This window comes from Gilliamella sp. Fer1-1, from assembly GCF_001690825.1.
Classification (GTDB): domain Bacteria; phylum Pseudomonadota; class Gammaproteobacteria; order Enterobacterales; family Orbaceae; genus Gilliamella; species Gilliamella apicola_C.
This window is the reverse complement of sequence record NZ_LZGX01000025.1, coordinates 30,499-48,949: the sequence shown is the minus strand read 5'-3', so window position 1 is coordinate 48,949 and position 18,451 is coordinate 30,499. Positions and strand designations below refer to the sequence as shown.

The window sequence follows — 18,451 nt, the reverse complement described above, 5'->3', positions numbered from 1 at the left end:
TTAGCTAACCTTAACTGCTGAACGTTGTTGTGTAACAAGATTAATTTGATTTTCAAGTACTGTAATTTGTTTATGTAATTGACTTATTTGTTTATCGAGTTTTGATACATTAACGCCTGATTGTTGTTCTTGAGAAGAGATTAAAACCCAATCATTTTCAACTTTTCTCATGCGTTTTAATTTATCATTTAAATAGGCAATATTAGCATCAATTTGCGTTAAATCATTTTTAGCTTGTCTTTTATTTAACGTATCTTTTTTGATTTGATTATTTAACACTTTAAGAGTCGCTAAATTTTTATCCAACACAGCTTTAGCTGTTTCGGTTACGGCTTGAACTTCGTAAGTATTTTGCTGAATGTCTTGGATGTAAACATCAAGGCGCATTTCGGCATTAGCATATTCAGCTCGTTTACTGTCAAGATAATAGTTAGCGCCCATCATCACACCACAACCAACCGCAGCAGATGCAATACAAACGCCAGCTTTTCCACCTGCTAACATACAACCAATACCGCCTAAACCCGCGCCAACAGCACAAGACTGCCACGCTGATTTACTAAAAAACTTAGCTGTGTTACTTTTTGTTAAAGCAGGGTCGGCATTTCTAGAGCTGACTCCTCCTCCCCCTTGGCAGCCAGTTAAAATAAGCGATACACACAAAAACAGCGTTACTATAATTTTATTCATCATCTTTTTCCTTTTATTTCATTGCATGTTTGTAGCCAAGCTGATCTCGCAATTTTCCCCGATTCAATATATTGATTAATATGTTTGAAATAGAGTTTTAAATAGTCACTCATATTAGCTTTGCCACTATTTTCTAAAATAAATTGAGTAGAGTTAACTTGATCATTAATAGTAACTTTCTCGTAATTTGACGCAGTATTAACAATAGTATCGGAATAATATTTCAATATAAAGTCCCGAGCATTTTTAGACTCATCAACAACTTGTTTCAAATTATTTAGCTTCACTTTTGAACACATATTGTCATCATCTAAAGTATCGCTTTCTTTTGGATCGCAAACCTCATTAGTCATTGTTCTATATAAATTGTCATTATACTCAAATTTACTGCTTAAATCAGAAACATTCGCACACAAAAATGCACCTAATTGTAATGCTGACTGAATGGATCGATCTCGTTGTTCATCACGAGCTTGGTTAGCACTACGTAACAGTGTATTAAGTTGATTTAATTCTTTTTTTGTTTTCTCGTCTTCCACTTGTTTGGTGATTTTTTCAAGCTCACTAACAACATTAGCATTTTCTGAGCTTTCCGTTTCGCTACCTAATTGGTTCCATTCTTTTTCTAACTCTTTGATTTTATCACTAGAATTCATCACTTCTGTTGTATAAACCAAACGAAACCCAACATCTTTACTCTTATAAGCACCTTTATCATCATAAAAAGGTTTTTCGGTACGAAAAGCACTGGTAGTTGATGATTCAGGTGTCAAATAACTACCACCACGCACTGTCATACCGCCTTGTTGACCATGATAACGATCGAGCTTATTCATTCGAAACGAATCAAACATCATTTCGCTTGCATTACCTAAGATATCAAATAAATCTAACGGATTAGGTTCAAGCCGTCCAATAAGTTGTAATTTTCCATTAGCTGACTTGGCACCAGAAAACCACGCGTAATTTTCAAGATTACCCGTCATTGGGAACCGTGATTCACGAAATTCTGATTCGGTTACTTTCGAACCACCTCGTGCAGCATATTCCCATTCGGTATTATTCGGTAAACGGACATAACCATTAGGCAAACTAATTGATTTTAGCTTTGACCGATTTTCAATTAACCAACGATTATATTTATTTGTAAAAGCTATAGCATCAAACCAACTAATATCAGTGATAGGAAAAGAGAGGTTCACTTTAGGTATTGGGCAGGTGTCATTCATTACAGATTGATATTGCAATACGGTAATTTCATATTTACCTATCAAATAGTACCGTTCTTTACCTGCATCAGAAAAACTTCCTGCTATATAGTTGGGTGTCGCATATTCAGCAAAACCAAGCTCTTTTTGATTACTTCCTAAAATAACTTTGACATCATCTAACGATTTATTGGTAGGAGTAAATACCTTTTTCATCACTAAACTACCATCACACGGCATGGGTAAAATGACATCATCTTTGGCTGGTTTGGGATTATAAAATTTACTGTCCCAAGGCTCAGCAAAGCTTAATGAGGGAAGTAAGCTTATTGTAGCCAATCCCCAATAAGCCAATCGAATACATTGGGGATAACTATGCTTCACGTAAGCTTTCTGCTGGTTGAATTTTAATAGCACGTCGCCCTCCTATAACCACAACGCCGCTTGATATAAATAAAGTCAGTAAAAAAGCAACGATAAGATGATAAAATTGTAATTGACTCACCACGGATTGTGAAATCAAATTTTTACCTAAAACTAAATTAAAGGCACTATTTCCTAATCCAAAAAGCACACAAGAGATAACAAAAGCTAAACAGCTTAAAATCATTGCTTGATTGATTAAATAAAGCATAATGCTTTTTGAACGAAATCCAAGTAATCGCATAAAGGCAATATCTTTGCGTTTACGTTCAATATTTGATAAAAATGCCCCTGTAAATGACAAAATACACCCTAAAACAGCTGTAATTGCAATGACACTAAAAATAAAATTGAGCACTCGATCGATTGCTTGCATGTTTTCAATCGCATTAGCTTGTGTACGCGTTTCTATATTTTTTTCTCGTAATTTAAAGGCTAATGGGGCGACATTATCTAGTGAATTGGCATAAATACGGGCTCGCGCAAACGAAGTATGTTTTGGCGGATTTGATTGCCCAGTAGACGTTAAAAAAATATCACTTTGGTAGCCATCATAAAAATCTTCTATGGCAATAAGTAAATCTAAAGAAACAAAAGCAGCTGCTCGACTATAACGACTCTCGGGAATAATATCTACCACATCTAATGTGGTTATGCCTTTTTCCAGTTTTCCATCAAGCTGCCTTGTTATCACCATTTTCACACGACTACCGATAGTTGCTTGCATTTTTTCTGCCGATAATGCGCTTAATATAATTTGATTTTTATTATTAAGCAAAGGCGTAGCTTCTGTTATTGGATCACCTGTAGCCGTAGGAATAATTTCGGCATTATTCACAAAATGACTCGCATCTTTCATTAAATCAGCTTGTGTATTTAATGAGCGTGTTAGAGGGATAACAAAAGCCGTTTCAGGCTGTTTTTTTATCCACTCAAACATTTCACTCGTAAACTGTAAATTACCAACGATTTTGACTTCTAAATTTTGTGGATCATTAAGTAATTGTTCTCTAAGTTGAGAAACCACACCATATTTTAAGCTAAATAACAATAATAATGGCGTAATCACTGAGATCACCGAGGCAATAATACAAAACGAAACTTTTTTGTCATACCATAAGTCAGCTAAAGATAAGCGAGTAACAAGTAACCATTTTAATATTGCTTTAGTCATTTTTTACGCCTTATCTTGTAATGGTAAAAATACTGAGGATTGGGGGGAAGTTAAGTTAGCTGATAAAGTAAATAACCCTTTGCTTGCAATGCGTTGCCAATCGTGCGTTACAATCATCACAGCAATATTGTCTTGCTGAGCTTGCTCAATAATTAAATCAAAAAGTAAACTTGCATTATAGGGATCCAATGCCGAGGTTGGCTCATCGGCAAGTAATAATGCCGGTTTATGAATAATGGAACGAATAAAAGAAGCGCGTTGCCTTTCACCAATAGATAACTGTTTAGGATATTTGTTTAGCAAATGGTCAATTTTAAGTTTTTGCACTAGATAATCAAACCGGCTGTTATCCACTTTTTTTTGTAATAACTTCAATGATAATAAAATGTTATCACGAACTGTCAAAAAAGGTAGTAATCCACCTGTTTGTAACATAAAACCCAAATACTGAGCTCGAATATCAGCCAGTTTATCAAGCTGGTTTTGCTCGATTAGCGTTGCAATGTCGATTGCATAATTATCAACAATCAATTTATAGTGGTCAATTTCATCTGGTTTTAAAATCATTCCTACCATTTCAAGTAATGTGCTTTTGCCTGCACCACTATCGCCCTGAATAACAACAACTTCACCAGCTTTGACGGTTAGCTCTGGCAGGCAAACACTAAAAAAGGATTTACCTGTTGTGCGCAAAATAGATAACTGCTTAATAGTTAACATATGTCTAAGGCAACATTTCTAATGGGATAGGATAAACATTTTCGCGAGGATCGCTGCCTTCGGCTAACGAAATCCAACGATCGACATCGGCATTACATTTTTGATAGTAACGAATTTTACTATTTAAATTACGGATAAATTTTTCTTGCTCAAGCCCGCTCATGCTTTTCCAAGTATCTTGGTCAAGCCCTGTCACATCACTTTTATATGGAATGTTATCTAGATATTCACCAAGCAGACCTAAATCAGCAATTTTGGTCACAGAATCTGATTTTAATTTACTTGGATCTTGCCCCATTGCAGCAGCAACAGAGCGAAGCTGGGAAAACATATCATCGGCTGAAATTAACCCATCATTAGCCGCATTAGCAATTTTGCTGACAATATCACTCAAATCACTAAGTTGCGATTTAGTTAATAATATACGAGGCTCGGCTGTTGGAATCGTCGGTTTAACGAAATCTTTATCTGCAATCCACGCTTTAAAAACGGTTGGCGCTTTAGTCCCTTTGGTATCGCCTAAATAAGCTAACTGCATGGCCTTACTGAGTAGCAATGCATCTTTTAACATATCAGAATTATCATCTTTTGCATTAAGTGCATTGCCGACAGAAGCCTCGCCTTTATACGCAAGCTTAACTTGTTCTGATAAGGCTTTTGCCAGCAAGTCAACTTTTTGGCCAAACTGATGTACATCTCCCGCATTAACAGGATAATAAAGCGATTTATGAATGAAATCATTATAAGTTAGATCCGAATATTGCGTTGCAGCAATCTGATGATCTTTTTCACCACTTGGCGTTTTTAAATGTAGTGCGTAAATAGCGACGCCCTTATGCTGAGCTTCAAGTCTTAATTGCGCAGCATCCATTCCTGTACTAGAAAGTTTATCATCACCGGGAATTGCACTAGCATCTGTTATCAAAATCATGTAACGCGCGCCAAAGCTATTCCAATTAATATCATTTAATGCTTGAGCAACCCCAGCATAAGAATCTTCGGCAAAATATGCGGTTGATACAGAAGCTTGTTTAAGCGAAGCGCTTAGCTGTTTAAAATCCTCTTTATCTTTCACTTTATTGGGATCGGCAAAAAGTTTAGAAACAAATTCAAGTTTATCCGAGGCCTTTAAACTCGATCGAAATGAAACCAATCCAAATTTAACTTGATCTTGTAAATTTTCTTTTTCAATGTGCTGATAAACTCGCGTTACCGCTTCTTTAGTTCTTGAAATATAAGGATCCATTGAAATAGTGGAGTCAATAACAAACACAATGGCGGCTTTAAATGGAGCAACTTGATTAGTGCTATCATCAGTAGTTTGACCATTAGCTGGTTTTGTATTATTTTTTACCAATGAATCCTGTTTACTTACTGATGCTACTTCTAGCACTCGCTCATAAAAACCTTGCCCATTCATAACCTCTTCACCTTGTAAAATAGGTAATAAATAGAAGTTACTTTTAAAATCAACAAACTCTTTAGGCTCTTGAGCAACCACATCTGAAGCTGGCTTATTGGCTTTTAACGTGTCACGAATAGGCTTTAATAAAACCTCTGGCTTATCAGCATCAACAATAGCGGTTAATGCAGCCTTATCTTTGAAAAATAACAAAGGATCACGATCAACAGGGTTTGTAAAAACTAATGTCATTTGCATATTCCAAGCAACTGCACATGAATTATTAATCCAACCTATCGTTTTTCCATAAGAATCAGGCCCAACTTTAAGCCATTGCTGATTATTGTCGTTTTTACGTTCATAAACATAATAGCGTGAAAATGCTGGCACAGATTTGCCGGTAGGATCTGTAATATTATTTTTTAATTCACACGTTGGTGTGCTTAATACACGCTGATATAAGGTTTTTTTACCTTCTTGTTTGAGCGGTTCAGCTGCCGAAGCTATCCAAGGTACACAAGCGAGGCTTAGACCAATAACGAGTTTTGAAATTGCTATTTTTTTCATATCCTTTCCTCACTATTTTTGCAATTCAGCTAAGCGATTTTTGGCTAGGGTATTATCAGGATCATGATTCAAAGATGTTTCATACCAATAAATAGCGGTTTCTTTATCTGCTTTAAAGCAACTATTATTTTCATAAAACTTCTCGTCGTACTCTTTAGCATAAAGTATAGCAATCTTCGCATTTTGCTGAGCTTGATTTGCATATAATCGTTGAGCAATATTACATTTTTCAGCTTTTTTAGCTTCAGTAATTATCTGAATAATTGCATCAACTTCTGGCTTGGTTTGTAAACATTGTTGAATAAAAGTTAAGTCATTGGTAAAACCATTATTTAAACTGCATTGGGCACTAATTTGCACCGGTGTTATTGGTTGTGATTGCTTTTTGAAAAAGAAAAAATACCAAGTAGCAAAAGCAATCCCGATTAACATCATAAAACCAATTATAATAGCAACGATTAATCCTAAGCGACTTTTCGGTTTAACCGATTCAAGCGGTATTTCAGGTTCAGGCTCTGGTATTGTTTCCGTTTCAACAGGTTCAGCCAGCATTGTCTTCTCAGTATCCATGCTCGACTCTTCAATTAATGGCGTCTCTTCTTCAACAATAGATTCGTTTGCTAATTCTGGTTTTGCTATAACTGGTTCGTCATTAGGTAATGCTGCCTGCACATTTAATGCCGTTGATGCAAACACGGTGTCAGCAATACTAACAACCCCGCCATCAATATAATTCTCATTTTGTTTATCACGAATTTGTATAAGAAAACGAACCTGATTTCCCTGTGACAACAAAGTGTCAACCAACCATTCACTGACTTGCCCTGTTAGCTGTTCATTCTCTACAGACATATTTTCAACTGTATGCCAACTTTTTTCAGGAGCCCACTGATTCAAATCAGATAAATAGTACCCATCCTGATTACGTTGTATAAGCATATCAATTTCAGAACTGCCTTTCCATTTTTGAGCTAAAAACTTCGCAACACCGGGTTTATAACCATCTAATTCAATTCTTAATGCCATGATATCCTCTATTTTATACCCAAACTTTGAGCATCATTCACTCTATCGAGTGATAAGCCTTTTATTCAAAAAGGCTCATTTACTATATTTAGTCAATACGTTATTATTTATTTTTAATTAATCTGCGATTGCTTGAAAAAGCCAAGAATTTCGCCTAATCGACTATTTTGTTCTTGACTAATTTCTCGCCCTGCATGGTGGCCTACATTTTCTTGCGCAAGCACCGCAAACGCAATAAACCAATCAAAGATCGCATATTGAGAATAATTTTTAGTATTATCGTCTAGCTTTGGTAATGAATGCGATGATTGAACATTAAATTCACTTAATGGTGAAGAAAATATTGGCTTACCTTGATTAACTTTGCTCATTGGTATATCAGTTACTTGACCTTGAATAAAACCTAACCAAGCAATAAAGTCTGCCAGTAAATTATGAATAGTACTGATTTGCCTAGACTCAAGATCATCACGTTTACTACCCATATTTTCATTATTCAAAATATGCTCACTTAAACTTGCTTCAAGTTTCATGCGATTCGCAGCAGTAATAAGTTCTTCTATAATAAAAGAAAGTGATTTTTGAGTAATTCCAAAAAACTGTAAAATATGTTTATCTAAAACGATATTTCTTAAATGCTCTAACCATGCCGAAAAAACCGTTTTTGCAAACTTTGATTCTGTTGTTAATATAGTTGCTTGTTTGGTAGTTAACGATGAATTCACATCAGAAAATAGTTCAAAATCCGCATTTAATCCGAAATCATTTGATAAATTATCTAACAAATTATCATTACTATCTTGCTGTGTTTCATTTTCTATCGTATTAGAATGATAAAGTGCTCGAATTGTTTGATCGGGTAATTCAAACGTTTTAAGTAGTTCGCCTAATAATAAAGCTTTATTTTGTAGTTCTTTAACAACATTAGCGATAACTTGTTTTTTCTTAACGAGCTCTTCATTACTATCTGCTTGATACCAAGTATCAAAACGCATATTAATAATGTAATCAATTTTTTCATTAAGTTGTTCAACAATCCGCTGTTGTTTAACTTCAGTTATAGCAACTTGTTCTAAGTATTGACTAATTCGCCCTATACCGCCATCATTGAGTTTTAGCATAGCATCCCACGCTTCCTCTGGCTGAAAAACATATTCTTTAATATCACTATTTTGAATAAATGTGCTTCTTAATACATTCATTTTATCTTGATAATTTTCATTATAAGCTTGTTCTTGGCAAGTTTTTGAATCGACATTTAAAAATGGCACATCAAATCCAGGTTTGCGAACTAAGAAGACATTATTAAATTTATGCTCGTTGGACCAGTTACTTAGCCAATCATAACTACCAAAGCGTTCTAAAATAGTTTGTTGTAGCAAACCACCTTTACCCCAACTATTTTTAAGATTATCTTCTGATAGTGTTAATGAGGTACCAATGCGTTTATCAAACATAGTGATTGCCCATAATAAACCCGCTTTTTTAGTGGCTCTTTTTTCAGCAGTTTCACCTTGAGTTTTATCAATCCAACGCTCAAGAACGGGACCCACATCATTAACATCAGATTGTTTATCTGACGGTGTGCAAACAACTAGCACGTTCATCTCTTGGCTATCTGTGTATTTTTCGAAAAGATAAGCAACTTTGCCTCGCAATAAAAGCTGAGCAATAGGGTTACCTTCTTTAACATCTGAAACTGAAACCAAGTTTAAGCGACCACGATATCCAGGAAAATCGAGCAAATCGACGTTTTCAAAGGTTGGCACTCTGGTTTTATTAACTAAGGGGAAGAGTAATTCAGCGGTTAGAAAAGCCAGTTGAGCTAAAGAGATATCTGTCGGCACTCCATTGAACGGCGTTATGGTCACTGATGAATCTTTATTAGTGTTCAATCGTTCAAGAATATCAACATTCATAATACTGTCTATTTGTGATTTAGTGCCATTATTATCTTTAACTAATACAGAAAGTGGCGCATACACAGTTTCAACATGACCTAAACTCGATAGTGTTGTGGCTAATTGAGTATAAATTGTAGTGAGCTCAGCAAGCCCACCCCACAAAACAGCCAATAACTCCCCTCGCTCAGCTATTGGTAAGTAAGGGAGCAACAGGATGACTTTTTCCCAATATCCCCCTTTCAACTCATCAAGGGAATTACCAAAGTTTTCAGATAAGTAATCATAAAGATCAACAATATCGTCTTCGTTAACACCGCCTACATAACTGGTCTGTTTTTTAGTTTCTAAACGTTGAATCAACTGATTTAGCTGTACTAACTCAATTTTATTGGAGACTTTTTGTTGATCAAAATCCTTAAAGTAAGCATTTATCAAGATTTTGACAATTTCTATCTCTTTAAATAATTTCAATTCTAATGGATAGTTAGGTATGCCACCTTTGGCAATACGGCTAAAGCGGGTAACAAGGCCTGTTGCCTCTTTGCCACTTCCGACTGGGTTAACGTGATCGATAAAATCGAGAACTTCATTATCCACAATGGTTTCAAGTTTACCATTTTCACCAGCGGCTAATGCTGAAATAAGATAAGATTTGCCCGCTTGTGATAACCCAAAAAAACCAACTGCAACAGATTTGGCAGAAACATCACCTAATCGTTTTGCACTATTACGCAAACGGCGCAAATCCAGAATTAAATTATCGGCTTCACTATTTAAACGTTTGGATGAATGACGTGTTTGATGCACCCATTCAATAGCCTTTGCGGACGCTTGATAGACCTGATCCCAAGATTTAGGAAGTTGTTCATTTAAGTTATTCATCGTTTTATCATTCCACTATCAAGCCAATATTGTGCACTAATTAAACCAGAGTTAACCATTGTGTTTAAGCTGAGTTTAATATCCTGATTTTTATTACAAGCCCGCCCGTCAGAGGCTTTTAAATCTTTAATATAAAAATTTTCAACCATTTTTTGTTTGTTCTTTATACCTAAAGTCACTTGTAACACCACACCTTCAGCACTCAATCGTTTAGCCACGTCACTATTTTCAATTGTCAAAATATAGATAGGCGATGCAGGCCAACGGTCAACTTCAAGCTGCCTAAATCCAAGCCTTGTGGTTCCTCTAATTTCAAATGATAGTTCAGGAAAATCATAATCAGGATTATCCAAGTCAATATCTTGGTAATAGACATTTTCCTTTTTAATCATATTCAAATTATCTAGCAGCCCAATGTATTTAACAGTTGAATATAAATCCATATTAGATGATCTAAAATAGAAATTAGGTAATCGTAAATTCTTGCTTAAAAAGCACAGCATAGCTCCCACTGCGGCTGTCGTTTTAGGATCATCAATACGTTCTTGTTTATGGAATGGGTACCAGCTACCAGTGTGATATCCGTGTAATGGTAAAATTCGCCCAGCAGGTATTGATAACCGTGATCGAAAATAACTTTGAATACCCGGTAAACGCGAAGGACGACCAGTTAATAAAAGCACATCACATTGATAACAGCTAATAATTTCCGATAGTGCATCAAAGGTTTTACAAATATTGTAATAATCACCACGAATAAACAAATAATGAATACGTTTTAAGTTAATTTCGATAGTTAAATCAAGCACCGAAAAATCAGGATTGTTTAATGCGCGCTTAATTGGATCATTAATAAAACTAAGCACGTTATCCGTCATAATGTTATGGTGTAATAATTCCCTAAAGGTAGAGCGATACACATGCTGTTCTGCGTGTAACGGATCGTAAAGCTCATACGCTTTTAATATTTGTAAACCAACAGGCGTAAATAACTGTAAAGTAAGTTGCTGACGCAATACTGCATCTTGTATAGATAGTTGTTGTGAGCCAATAATTGTGGATAAAATTGGATTCGGGTCAGCAATGCCCGCTTGTTTTAAGCCATTTGTTAAAGCCGTTAACACGGTATCTTGGATAATATCAAGCAAGATATCATCACCAGCAACTTTAAATCCATCACGAAAACGTTGTGTAGGTACGATATAGGCATTACTACTATTGGTTTGCGCACTGACGCCGTAGTCTAATTGATAATCATTAATGACTAAATCGGTTGTACCACCACCGATATCAACCGTTGCAATGGTCAGTTTTTGTTTATTTTCTTTGTCTGGGCGAATCATGGAAGCAATAAATTCTTCACTACGTCCATTATAATTATTTTGTGTCTCATTAAAAAGGTACACAACTTGACCGCACGTTGCTTCATCCCATTGAATATAAACTTCAGGGATATTTGGCCAAACACTTTGTAATTGCTCTGGATTATTGAAGTCAATATTGTCATCTGAACTATCCCAACCAAGGCTTTTCCAAACCAAGCCGATTGCTTGATATACACAGCTTTTGAATATAGCTTGTTCAGGCTTAGGCATCGCTGGAGGAATCGTTAAAATAATTGAACGTAAATTACGCGGTGTTTTAGCATGTTCAAGTTTATTACGTTGGGCAACACTATTGATTTGCATTAATGCGTGCATTAATACTTCGCAGAGCATAAATGTCATCAAAGAACTGCGAGAATATTTTGGATGGAAAACGGGCATTTTGCGATCATATTCTTCTTGAATATCATTGCTAAGAATGTGTAACGCTTCCCCATATTCATTAATTAAACTTGAAAAAGGCTCTGCGGTTGCAAACGGTTCATGATCGCTTTTGACATAATGAGAGTTAAAACGCCAACCTTGTTCGTATTTATCTTGATCCCACAAATAACGTTTTGGACTTGAAAGCCCAGTTGCCCCCTCATTGCCCTCCCGCCTACTGGCAAGCCGGCTTGCTTCTTGACCAACACGAACAATGCTTGGCCAACGAAACGTATCTCGTCGCCCACTTTGCAAAGAAAAATGCTCTTTACCAAAAAAGGTTTGGGAAAATTCTACTCGGCTTTCAAATGGTTCATTATAAATATGCTCTGGTTGCGTTAAATCCCGAATTTCAAGCTCATAACGATGGTTTAAACTATCTTTATCTTGAACATGATCTTCAATTAAAATGCCGCAAGTGCGAGAGTTTCCTACATCTAAAATCATGTCAACAGGAATTGATTTCACCAAATCATTTTTAGTATTTGAGACAATTTTAATTGTCGGTAAATGTAATGAGTCGGCAAGTAAATGGATGATATTAAGATAATGACCATAATAAGCTTTATTTTTCATCTCTATATTAAGATCATCTCTGTGAATTTTTAAGCGCTGGGGATCACCCGCCAACTCTTGAAAAAGATCAATTAACCAATTGGTGATCCATTTTAGTTCTAAATACCAGGAAATGTGATCTGAACGATGTGCTAAACTAAATACGGCACCAGTCATTACATCATTTTCCGTTGGTGCAAGGTAAGCCACATCTTGTAAATTAGCAAACACTTTTGTATCAAAAGCAAAAGTAATTCGATGTGTATTACCATCGGGATCTTCCCCTTCAGGAATACTAACAATTCGAACTCGGCTCCAGTTATGAGGTCCTTTATCAAAGCGTTCAGGCGGTATTGAGCGTAAAACAGGCACTGGTAACCAAATACCGTCGTATAATTTTAACGATTGCTCAACACTTATTTCTTGTGTTGGATTAACGGCAAATGTTGGATTATCTGGCGAAAAAAATTGACCATTATCCACATCTTCAATCAATCTAATCAGTGCGCCACTTTCGGAGGGATCAATAAAGTTACCATTAACTCTATTGCGCCAATAGTTATCTTTCCAATCAATTTTAAGAGCAAAGTCAAGAAACTGAATACCGCTATTCATAATAAGTGTCACTTCTTGACCATAATTGCGTAATTCTGGAAGCATATACAACCTTTATTGTTTTTTCATCGTTATTGGGAATGCAGTCCCATTATTATAAATTCCTTGGCAATTGGCTTTATTATCCTTGCCTTGCGTACATTGAATTTTTGGTAATTGATATTTGGTATTGTCACTACAAACAGCCTCAGTGTTACCTGTTATATCTAAATTAGCGTTTTTAATGCCAGTGCTAACATTACCTGTACATTTTACACCATCACTACGTGTTATAGTCACTTCACCATTGCCATCATTAAAGTTATAACTTAATTGCAATGGCTTGCCGGTAGCTTTATCTTGGATCCCCCCGTTTGCAGACCATTGACCATTTAAGAAATCGGTGGTTCCTTGCTTGATTGCATCAGTAGGCAAAGCTAAATGGTCAGCCTGATCAGCAGCTGAAGTCGAGTCTGATTTATTATTTTTATCGGTTGGAGAAGTCGTTTGGTCAGTGCCATCTTGGCTATTTTTCTCGTCAACATTATCTTTTTGATCCGGATCGGGAACATTGGATTTTTCATCCTTTCCATCAGTTTTATCCAGATCTGGAGATGGTATCGGCCCATTTTCATTATCTTTAGCATCTGGTTTTGGAGTATTCTTATCATCATTTGTGCTATCAGCTGGTACAGGATGATCAACCGAATCACCAGTTGCATCAGCATTAGTAGGAACACGATTAACATTATTCGTATCACCTAAAGTTGTGTCATTTGGTATCACGTTATTGGTCGCGCCTAACCGATTTTCTACAACGACATCTTTTGGCTCAGTTTTTAATGCAACGTTAGGTTTTTTCTCATCTTGTTGTTCATTTTTTTCTGCTTGATTAATTGGAGCATTTTCTAAAGACAAATTTGGATTAATTGATATTTCAGGTTTTAACCAACAACCACGCAATAAAAACAATGCTAGCAAAAGCAACAATAAAGGTAATAATCCCAGTAACCATATCCACCAACGCTTCCACCATGGTTTATTATTAATAGGTGTCTGAACTGGAGGCACCGTTGCTGTTGATGCAACTTTTTTTGCGGGTTCTAAACAATAGAATGGAGAATTAACTTGAGGTATGTGCGGATAAACAAATCCCCAAAAAGTAATAACGGGTTTGTCATTAACGATATAAACAAATTGATTACTTGGAAAACGTATCGCCATCAAATTAGGCTCAGCGCTGTCGGCATTATTTTTGGGATCATAAATAAGGCGGCTAAAAAGGAGTTGATCCCCTTCTAAATTAGGATTACTCGCTAGTTGCTTACCGAAATTCATCACTTTATGTTCAAATTCTCTAAGCAAAGTTAGTGCTGATTCTTGCTCAGACTCGCTAGCAGAGCTCCAAGGTACGATATAATATTGGCCATCAGGCTGGTCTGAGTCAAAAGGAATATACCAATCAATAATATTGCCTTGATCATTACGTTGGGGGATAGCTAAACAATCAGCATATTGCTTACCTAATTTAACTCGAAACATTTCGCGGATTTGAGTTGCAACGAGATAGGCAGCCTTACCATCATGCCCTAACATTTTGAAATCTTTGATATCACCACTTCGAAGTAATGTATTTGCCATATATTCCTTTTTATTCCTTAATTTTATTTATCTTTTTATAGGATTATATCAATTCTAACAGAAAAACTTGAATGTTGTAATTGGTTTGCTAGCCGATATTATGAGCTTTTCATCTGTTTTTTAACTCAAAATACAATCAATTCATCATAAAAAATAATAGGTTATATAAAAATTATTTTAAAAAAGCCACGCGATTATCCGGTTAATTTTATCCAATAAGCGCAATTGCTATTATTTCTGTTTTATACTAAAACGTATGAATTATCCGAAACCTCTCTACAAAAATTCACTTTATAAACTCATCATCTGTTAAAACGCGTAATGGTTGCATATCACTTTCACCTTTTATAACCAATGTAGGATCTGACCGTAAACAAGCACCGCCATAATGCCCACCAACAGTAAAAGTACATAACTGTAGATACCGCTCATCGACCTTAGGTAAACACCATAATTCTTGATAGATGTTTTCTTGTTTTGCAAATTTACCCAGTGTTTTATCAAGCACTTGTTCTTTACTATTGACTAATTCAATATTGCTACCCCGCCGTCCTGCGATCGGTTTAATAGCATAACCTTTTTTAATTAGGTTTTCATTAAGTTCAAAAGTCGATTCTAATAAGTAACGGTGGTTAGGAAATAATGACCATAACACAGGTAAAATAGCTTTATTACTTGGAATAACCGTCCATAATGGCTCAAAAACAGACACTTCTGGCCGTAATAATACATCAATTAATCTCACTGAATTTTCAGGGTGCCCTGTACGAATAGGTAACCCAGCAACTTGTGCTTCACTTTCTTCTCGAAGCTGTTCTAAAACCGTTTCCCAAGCCCATGTTTTCCAGACACAAGTTACTTGACGGCCTTCATCATCCACAAGCCGCCCACGTTTATCCCAACATAGCCCATTAAGGCCCCGTAAAATCTTACTACTAAATCCAGCTTGAGTAAGAGCACTTTGCATAAATAGTGCATGATAATTTTCTTCACTATCATTGTCTTGCATAATATGAACAAAAGGTTCGGCGTCACTATGCACCCAACAGTTAGCTAAAGAATTAAGTAGGCCACAACTAGGATCAGTTCCTCGGGTTAATCCCGCTTGGATTGCCCATTTTTGTAAAATATGCCCCGCTTCCGTATGACAAGAGGCCGAATCGGCATTATATTCATAAACTTTAAAGCCACGCTCATCCATACAGAAATCTAATCGTCCAGTAATCATTTGATAACGGCGTTGCTGCCAAGAAAGACGTAATCTTGGCCATAATATTTCAGGAACATTAAAATTAATTAATAAATTATTATCCTTTAACACCTTGTCGGTAGCATGTAAATACATTAAATGTAATTCGTTTGTTGCCCGAATTAACTCTTGTTCGGCACTTTCTGAAATGGTGAAATAACGATATTGATCATCATGGCTAATCGCATGACCTGCTGCTAATACATACGCATTTTCTAATGGGTCTGATTCATTTAACCATTTTTTAGCAAATTGGCTTTCATTTTTAATATGAGCGCTGTGGATTTCAAGTAAAGGCTTAGGAATTGTTGGTTGTGGTAAAGTATATTCGGTTTTGTCAGTTTGAATCATCCAACCTAAGATTTTCGTGTCATCAAACGTATCATGTAATTGATAGCCCTCATTGCTCACTGTCATTTTAAGTTCGCGCGTCCATTGTTGCCCAATGGGTAAGCGGGTATGTATTACATTTTGCTCAGCTATCCTAATTTTATCTTCAAACACTTCAGTAATAACAGCGACATGACCTGTTCTATCAAATACACCGCCATCATCCCATATCAATAAAGATCCTGCTTCTGGTATTTTTTTACTGCCATTAGCATACGCCTGTAAAGGTAAAATGGCTTCGTTAACAACTTGCCTTAAAAAGCGTAGTGAAAAAATTTCGTGAGCCATACCCACATCAGTAAATACAATACCGTAATTTAAGAATAAAAATCGCCTTGCAAATTCAACACATTGCCATTTATATCCCATATACTCATACCCAGAATAGCTACGAAATGATGCATCAGTCGGGTATTGGGTTCGATCCAATGTTTCATAATCAGAAGAATAAATGGCAACGCCACCTGGCGCATAACCTAATAATGTTCCGAAAGGTTCTTTATCACTGAGCTGAGATAACATATTGTATTAACCTTATAGAGAATGAATAGCAAGATACATTTATCAAGCTGTTAGAATTTTCTTATCATAGATCAAATTATAGCCTTTAAAAAGCAATGTTTATATTTCATTACTTGAAGAAGACTAAATTGCCTATATATAGTGACTATTCTTAGTAGTCTTACTGATACATTGCTCCAATTAAGTGAGAAAAATACAATTATGCAAAAAACAAAATTAAATGAATTATTAGAGTTTCCTTGTTCTTTTACCTATAAAGTCATGGGAGAAGCAAAGCCAGAGCTGGTAGACAAAGTGGTATCAGTGATTCAACGCCACGCTCCTGGTGATTATACGCCATCAATTAAACCAAGTAGCAAAGGTAATTATCATTCTGTGTCAATTACTATTAATGCCACTCATATTGATCAAGTTGAAAATCTTTATAAAGAATTAAGCGAAATCGATATTGTTAGAATGGTTTTATAATATTTTATTTTTTATTAAAAATAGAGTCTTATTTTCACAAATAAGACTCTCTATTGATTATAAAATAGGTTGAATTGAATCAATCCGATAGCTAAAAAATTGAGAAAAATCGGCACGTTACTAAAAATAAAAAAATTCAATAAAATCAATGGGTTTTCTGAATGTTTTTTAGTAAAGTTTATGATATATTGTCTTTTAGTTTATTGTTGTATAAATAGAAAAATTAACCTAATGAATTAAAAAAGCGCAAGATCATGTTAACCCTCTTGCGCTTTTAATCGATAACGAATTATCCCAAAATTTTCGCTAATTGTTCTGTTACTTGAGCGACAGGCTGTGTTCCATCAACACGGAAATACTTTGTGCGTCCCTCTTTTGCTTCATGCTGATAATAATTAATAAGTGGTTTAGTTAAATCATGATATTCAACAAGGCGTTTACGAACGATCTCTTCATTATCATCTTTGCGAATGGTGAGGGGCTCACCTGTCACATCATCAATGTTTTCAACCTTTGGCGGATTATGGCGAATATGGTAAACACGACCTGAAGCAGCATGAATACGACGGCCACTCATACGATCAATAATCACTGCATCGGGCACATCAAATTCAAGTACATAGTCAACGTTAATGCCAGCTGCTTTCATTGCATCTGCTTGCGGAACGGTACGTGGAAAGCCATCTAATAAAAACCCATTTGCACAATCACTTTGCGCAATACGCTCTTTAACCAATGCAATAACAAGCTCATCGGTAACCAATTTACCTGCATCCATTAACTCTTTTGCTTGCAAACCAAGAGGCGTACCCGCTTTTACCGCTGCACGTAACATATCACCCGTTGAAATTTGGGGAATACCGTATTTTTGCATAATAAATTGTGCTTGAGTTCCCTTTCCTGCTCCTGGTGCGCCTAATAAAATAATTCGCATAAAATAACCTCTTATGGCTTTAAATATAGATACAATTTTCTATTCTGGTAAATAATGAAATATCACTTTACTGCTGGAGATTAAGCCATCAGTGTGACAAATATAGTTTATAGCGCCACAACCTTTAACCATTTGAGCACTCTGCTGGCAAATGGGGCAGACATACTGTTCTAGGTAATGCTGTTTGCAATGAGGACAGTCGTAATGTTGTGGCGACACAGTACTCATTTTATTATGGCATTTTGGGCAAATACCTTCTTGCCCACCACCATCAACGCTCTTTTTTGTTGTCAT

13 protein-coding genes are annotated in these 18,451 nt (G+C 35.9%); 1 reads left to right on the top strand and 12 read right to left on the bottom strand.

Annotated features, from left to right (window positions below; all coding sequences use genetic code 11):
* The 10 genes from A9G28_RS02950 to gss form a co-directional block, all read right to left on the bottom strand.
* Positions 1-693 (bottom strand): hypothetical protein, encoded by a 693-nt coding sequence (locus A9G28_RS02950; RefSeq protein ID WP_141674500.1) that lies wholly within the window; start codon positions 691-693, stop codon positions 1-3.
* Positions 690-2,315, bottom strand: coding sequence for an SUMF1/EgtB/PvdO family nonheme iron enzyme (locus tag A9G28_RS02945; RefSeq protein ID WP_218057044.1), 1,626 nt, complete (start codon positions 2,313-2,315; stop codon positions 690-692). Before A9G28_RS02945 ends, A9G28_RS02950 begins: the two co-directional genes overlap by 4 nt.
* Positions 2,272-3,495 carry an ABC transporter permease gene (locus tag A9G28_RS02940; RefSeq protein ID WP_065579723.1) on the bottom strand — a complete coding sequence of 408 codons (1,224 nt, stop codon included), beginning with the start codon at positions 3,493-3,495 and terminating at the stop codon, positions 2,272-2,274. The genes A9G28_RS02945 and A9G28_RS02940 overlap by 44 nt, the downstream gene beginning before the upstream one ends.
* A 3-nt stretch (positions 3,496-3,498) precedes the next feature.
* Positions 3,499-4,215 (bottom strand): ABC transporter ATP-binding protein, encoded by a 717-nt coding sequence (locus tag A9G28_RS02935; RefSeq protein WP_065579722.1) that lies wholly within the window; start codon positions 4,213-4,215, stop codon positions 3,499-3,501.
* Between the two features lie 4 nt (positions 4,216-4,219).
* Positions 4,220-6,184 (bottom strand): vWA domain-containing protein, encoded by a 1,965-nt coding sequence (locus tag A9G28_RS02930; protein ID WP_065579721.1) that lies wholly within the window; start codon positions 6,182-6,184, stop codon positions 4,220-4,222.
* 12 nt (positions 6,185-6,196) lie between these two features.
* The gene (locus A9G28_RS02925) at positions 6,197-7,210 is read right to left on the bottom strand and encodes a hypothetical protein (RefSeq protein ID WP_065579720.1); all 1,014 of its coding nucleotides are present in this window, start codon (positions 7,208-7,210) and stop codon (positions 6,197-6,199) included.
* 113 nt (positions 7,211-7,323) lie between these two features.
* Positions 7,324-9,996, bottom strand: coding sequence for a putative virulence factor (locus A9G28_RS02920; protein WP_065579719.1), 2,673 nt, complete (start codon positions 9,994-9,996; stop codon positions 7,324-7,326).
* Positions 9,993-13,019, bottom strand: coding sequence for a virulence factor SrfB (locus A9G28_RS02915; protein ID WP_065579718.1), 3,027 nt, complete (start codon positions 13,017-13,019; stop codon positions 9,993-9,995). The genes A9G28_RS02920 and A9G28_RS02915 overlap by 4 nt, the downstream gene beginning before the upstream one ends.
* Positions 13,020-13,028: 9 nt before the next feature.
* On the bottom strand, positions 13,029-14,594 hold the full coding sequence (locus A9G28_RS02910; RefSeq protein WP_065579717.1) for an SrfA family protein: 1,566 nt from the start codon (positions 14,592-14,594) through the stop codon (positions 13,029-13,031).
* A 286-nt stretch (positions 14,595-14,880) separates the two neighbouring features.
* Positions 14,881-16,755 (bottom strand): bifunctional glutathionylspermidine amidase/synthase, encoded by a 1,875-nt coding sequence (gene gss / locus A9G28_RS02905; RefSeq protein WP_065579716.1) that lies wholly within the window; start codon positions 16,753-16,755, stop codon positions 14,881-14,883.
* A gap of 201 nt (positions 16,756-16,956) precedes the next feature.
* Here gss and ybeD point away from each other — a divergent pair, with 201 nt between their 5' ends.
* Positions 16,957-17,223 (top strand): DUF493 family protein YbeD, encoded by a 267-nt coding sequence (gene ybeD / locus A9G28_RS02900; RefSeq protein WP_065568404.1) that lies wholly within the window; start codon positions 16,957-16,959, stop codon positions 17,221-17,223.
* Between the two features lie 289 nt (positions 17,224-17,512).
* On the opposite strand, the gene adk is transcribed toward ybeD, so the two are convergent.
* Positions 17,513-18,157 carry an adenylate kinase gene (gene adk / locus A9G28_RS02895; RefSeq protein ID WP_065579715.1) on the bottom strand — a complete coding sequence of 215 codons (645 nt, stop codon included), beginning with the start codon at positions 18,155-18,157 and terminating at the stop codon, positions 17,513-17,515.
* A 39-nt stretch (positions 18,158-18,196) separates the two neighbouring features.
* On the bottom strand, positions 18,197-18,451 hold the full coding sequence (locus A9G28_RS02890; protein WP_065579714.1) for a YfgJ family double zinc ribbon protein: 255 nt from the start codon (positions 18,449-18,451) through the stop codon (positions 18,197-18,199).

Bases quoted from the DNA above. Each gene is read 5' to 3' on its own strand.
- A9G28_RS02930 (WP_065579721.1), bottom strand. From the start codon at position 6,184: ATGAAAAAAATAGCAATTTCAAAACTCGTTATTGGTCTAAGCCTCGCT.
- A9G28_RS02925 (WP_065579720.1), bottom strand. From the start codon at position 7,210: ATGGCATTAAGAATTGAATTAGATGGTTATAAACCCGGTGTTGCGAAG.
- gss (WP_065579716.1), bottom strand. From the start codon at position 16,755: ATGTTATCTCAGCTCAGTGATAAAGAACCTTTCGGAACATTATTAGGT.
- A9G28_RS02915 (WP_065579718.1), bottom strand. From the start codon at position 13,019: ATGCTTCCAGAATTACGCAATTATGGTCAAGAAGTGACACTTATTATG.
- A9G28_RS02950 (WP_141674500.1), bottom strand. From the start codon at position 693: ATGATGAATAAAATTATAGTAACGCTGTTTTTGTGTGTATCGCTTATT.
- A9G28_RS02890 (WP_065579714.1), bottom strand. From the start codon at position 18,451: ATGACAACAAAAAAGAGCGTTGATGGTGGTGGGCAAGAAGGTATTTGC.
- A9G28_RS02920 (WP_065579719.1), bottom strand. From the start codon at position 9,996: ATGAATAACTTAAATGAACAACTTCCTAAATCTTGGGATCAGGTCTAT.
- A9G28_RS02940 (WP_065579723.1), bottom strand. From the start codon at position 3,495: ATGACTAAAGCAATATTAAAATGGTTACTTGTTACTCGCTTATCTTTA.
- A9G28_RS02910 (WP_065579717.1), bottom strand. From the start codon at position 14,594: ATGGCAAATACATTACTTCGAAGTGGTGATATCAAAGATTTCAAAATG.
- adk (WP_065579715.1), bottom strand. From the start codon at position 18,157: ATGCGAATTATTTTATTAGGCGCACCAGGAGCAGGAAAGGGAACTCAA.
- A9G28_RS02935 (WP_065579722.1), bottom strand. From the start codon at position 4,215: ATGTTAACTATTAAGCAGTTATCTATTTTGCGCACAACAGGTAAATCC.
- ybeD (WP_065568404.1), top strand. From the start codon at position 16,957: ATGCAAAAAACAAAATTAAATGAATTATTAGAGTTTCCTTGTTCTTTT.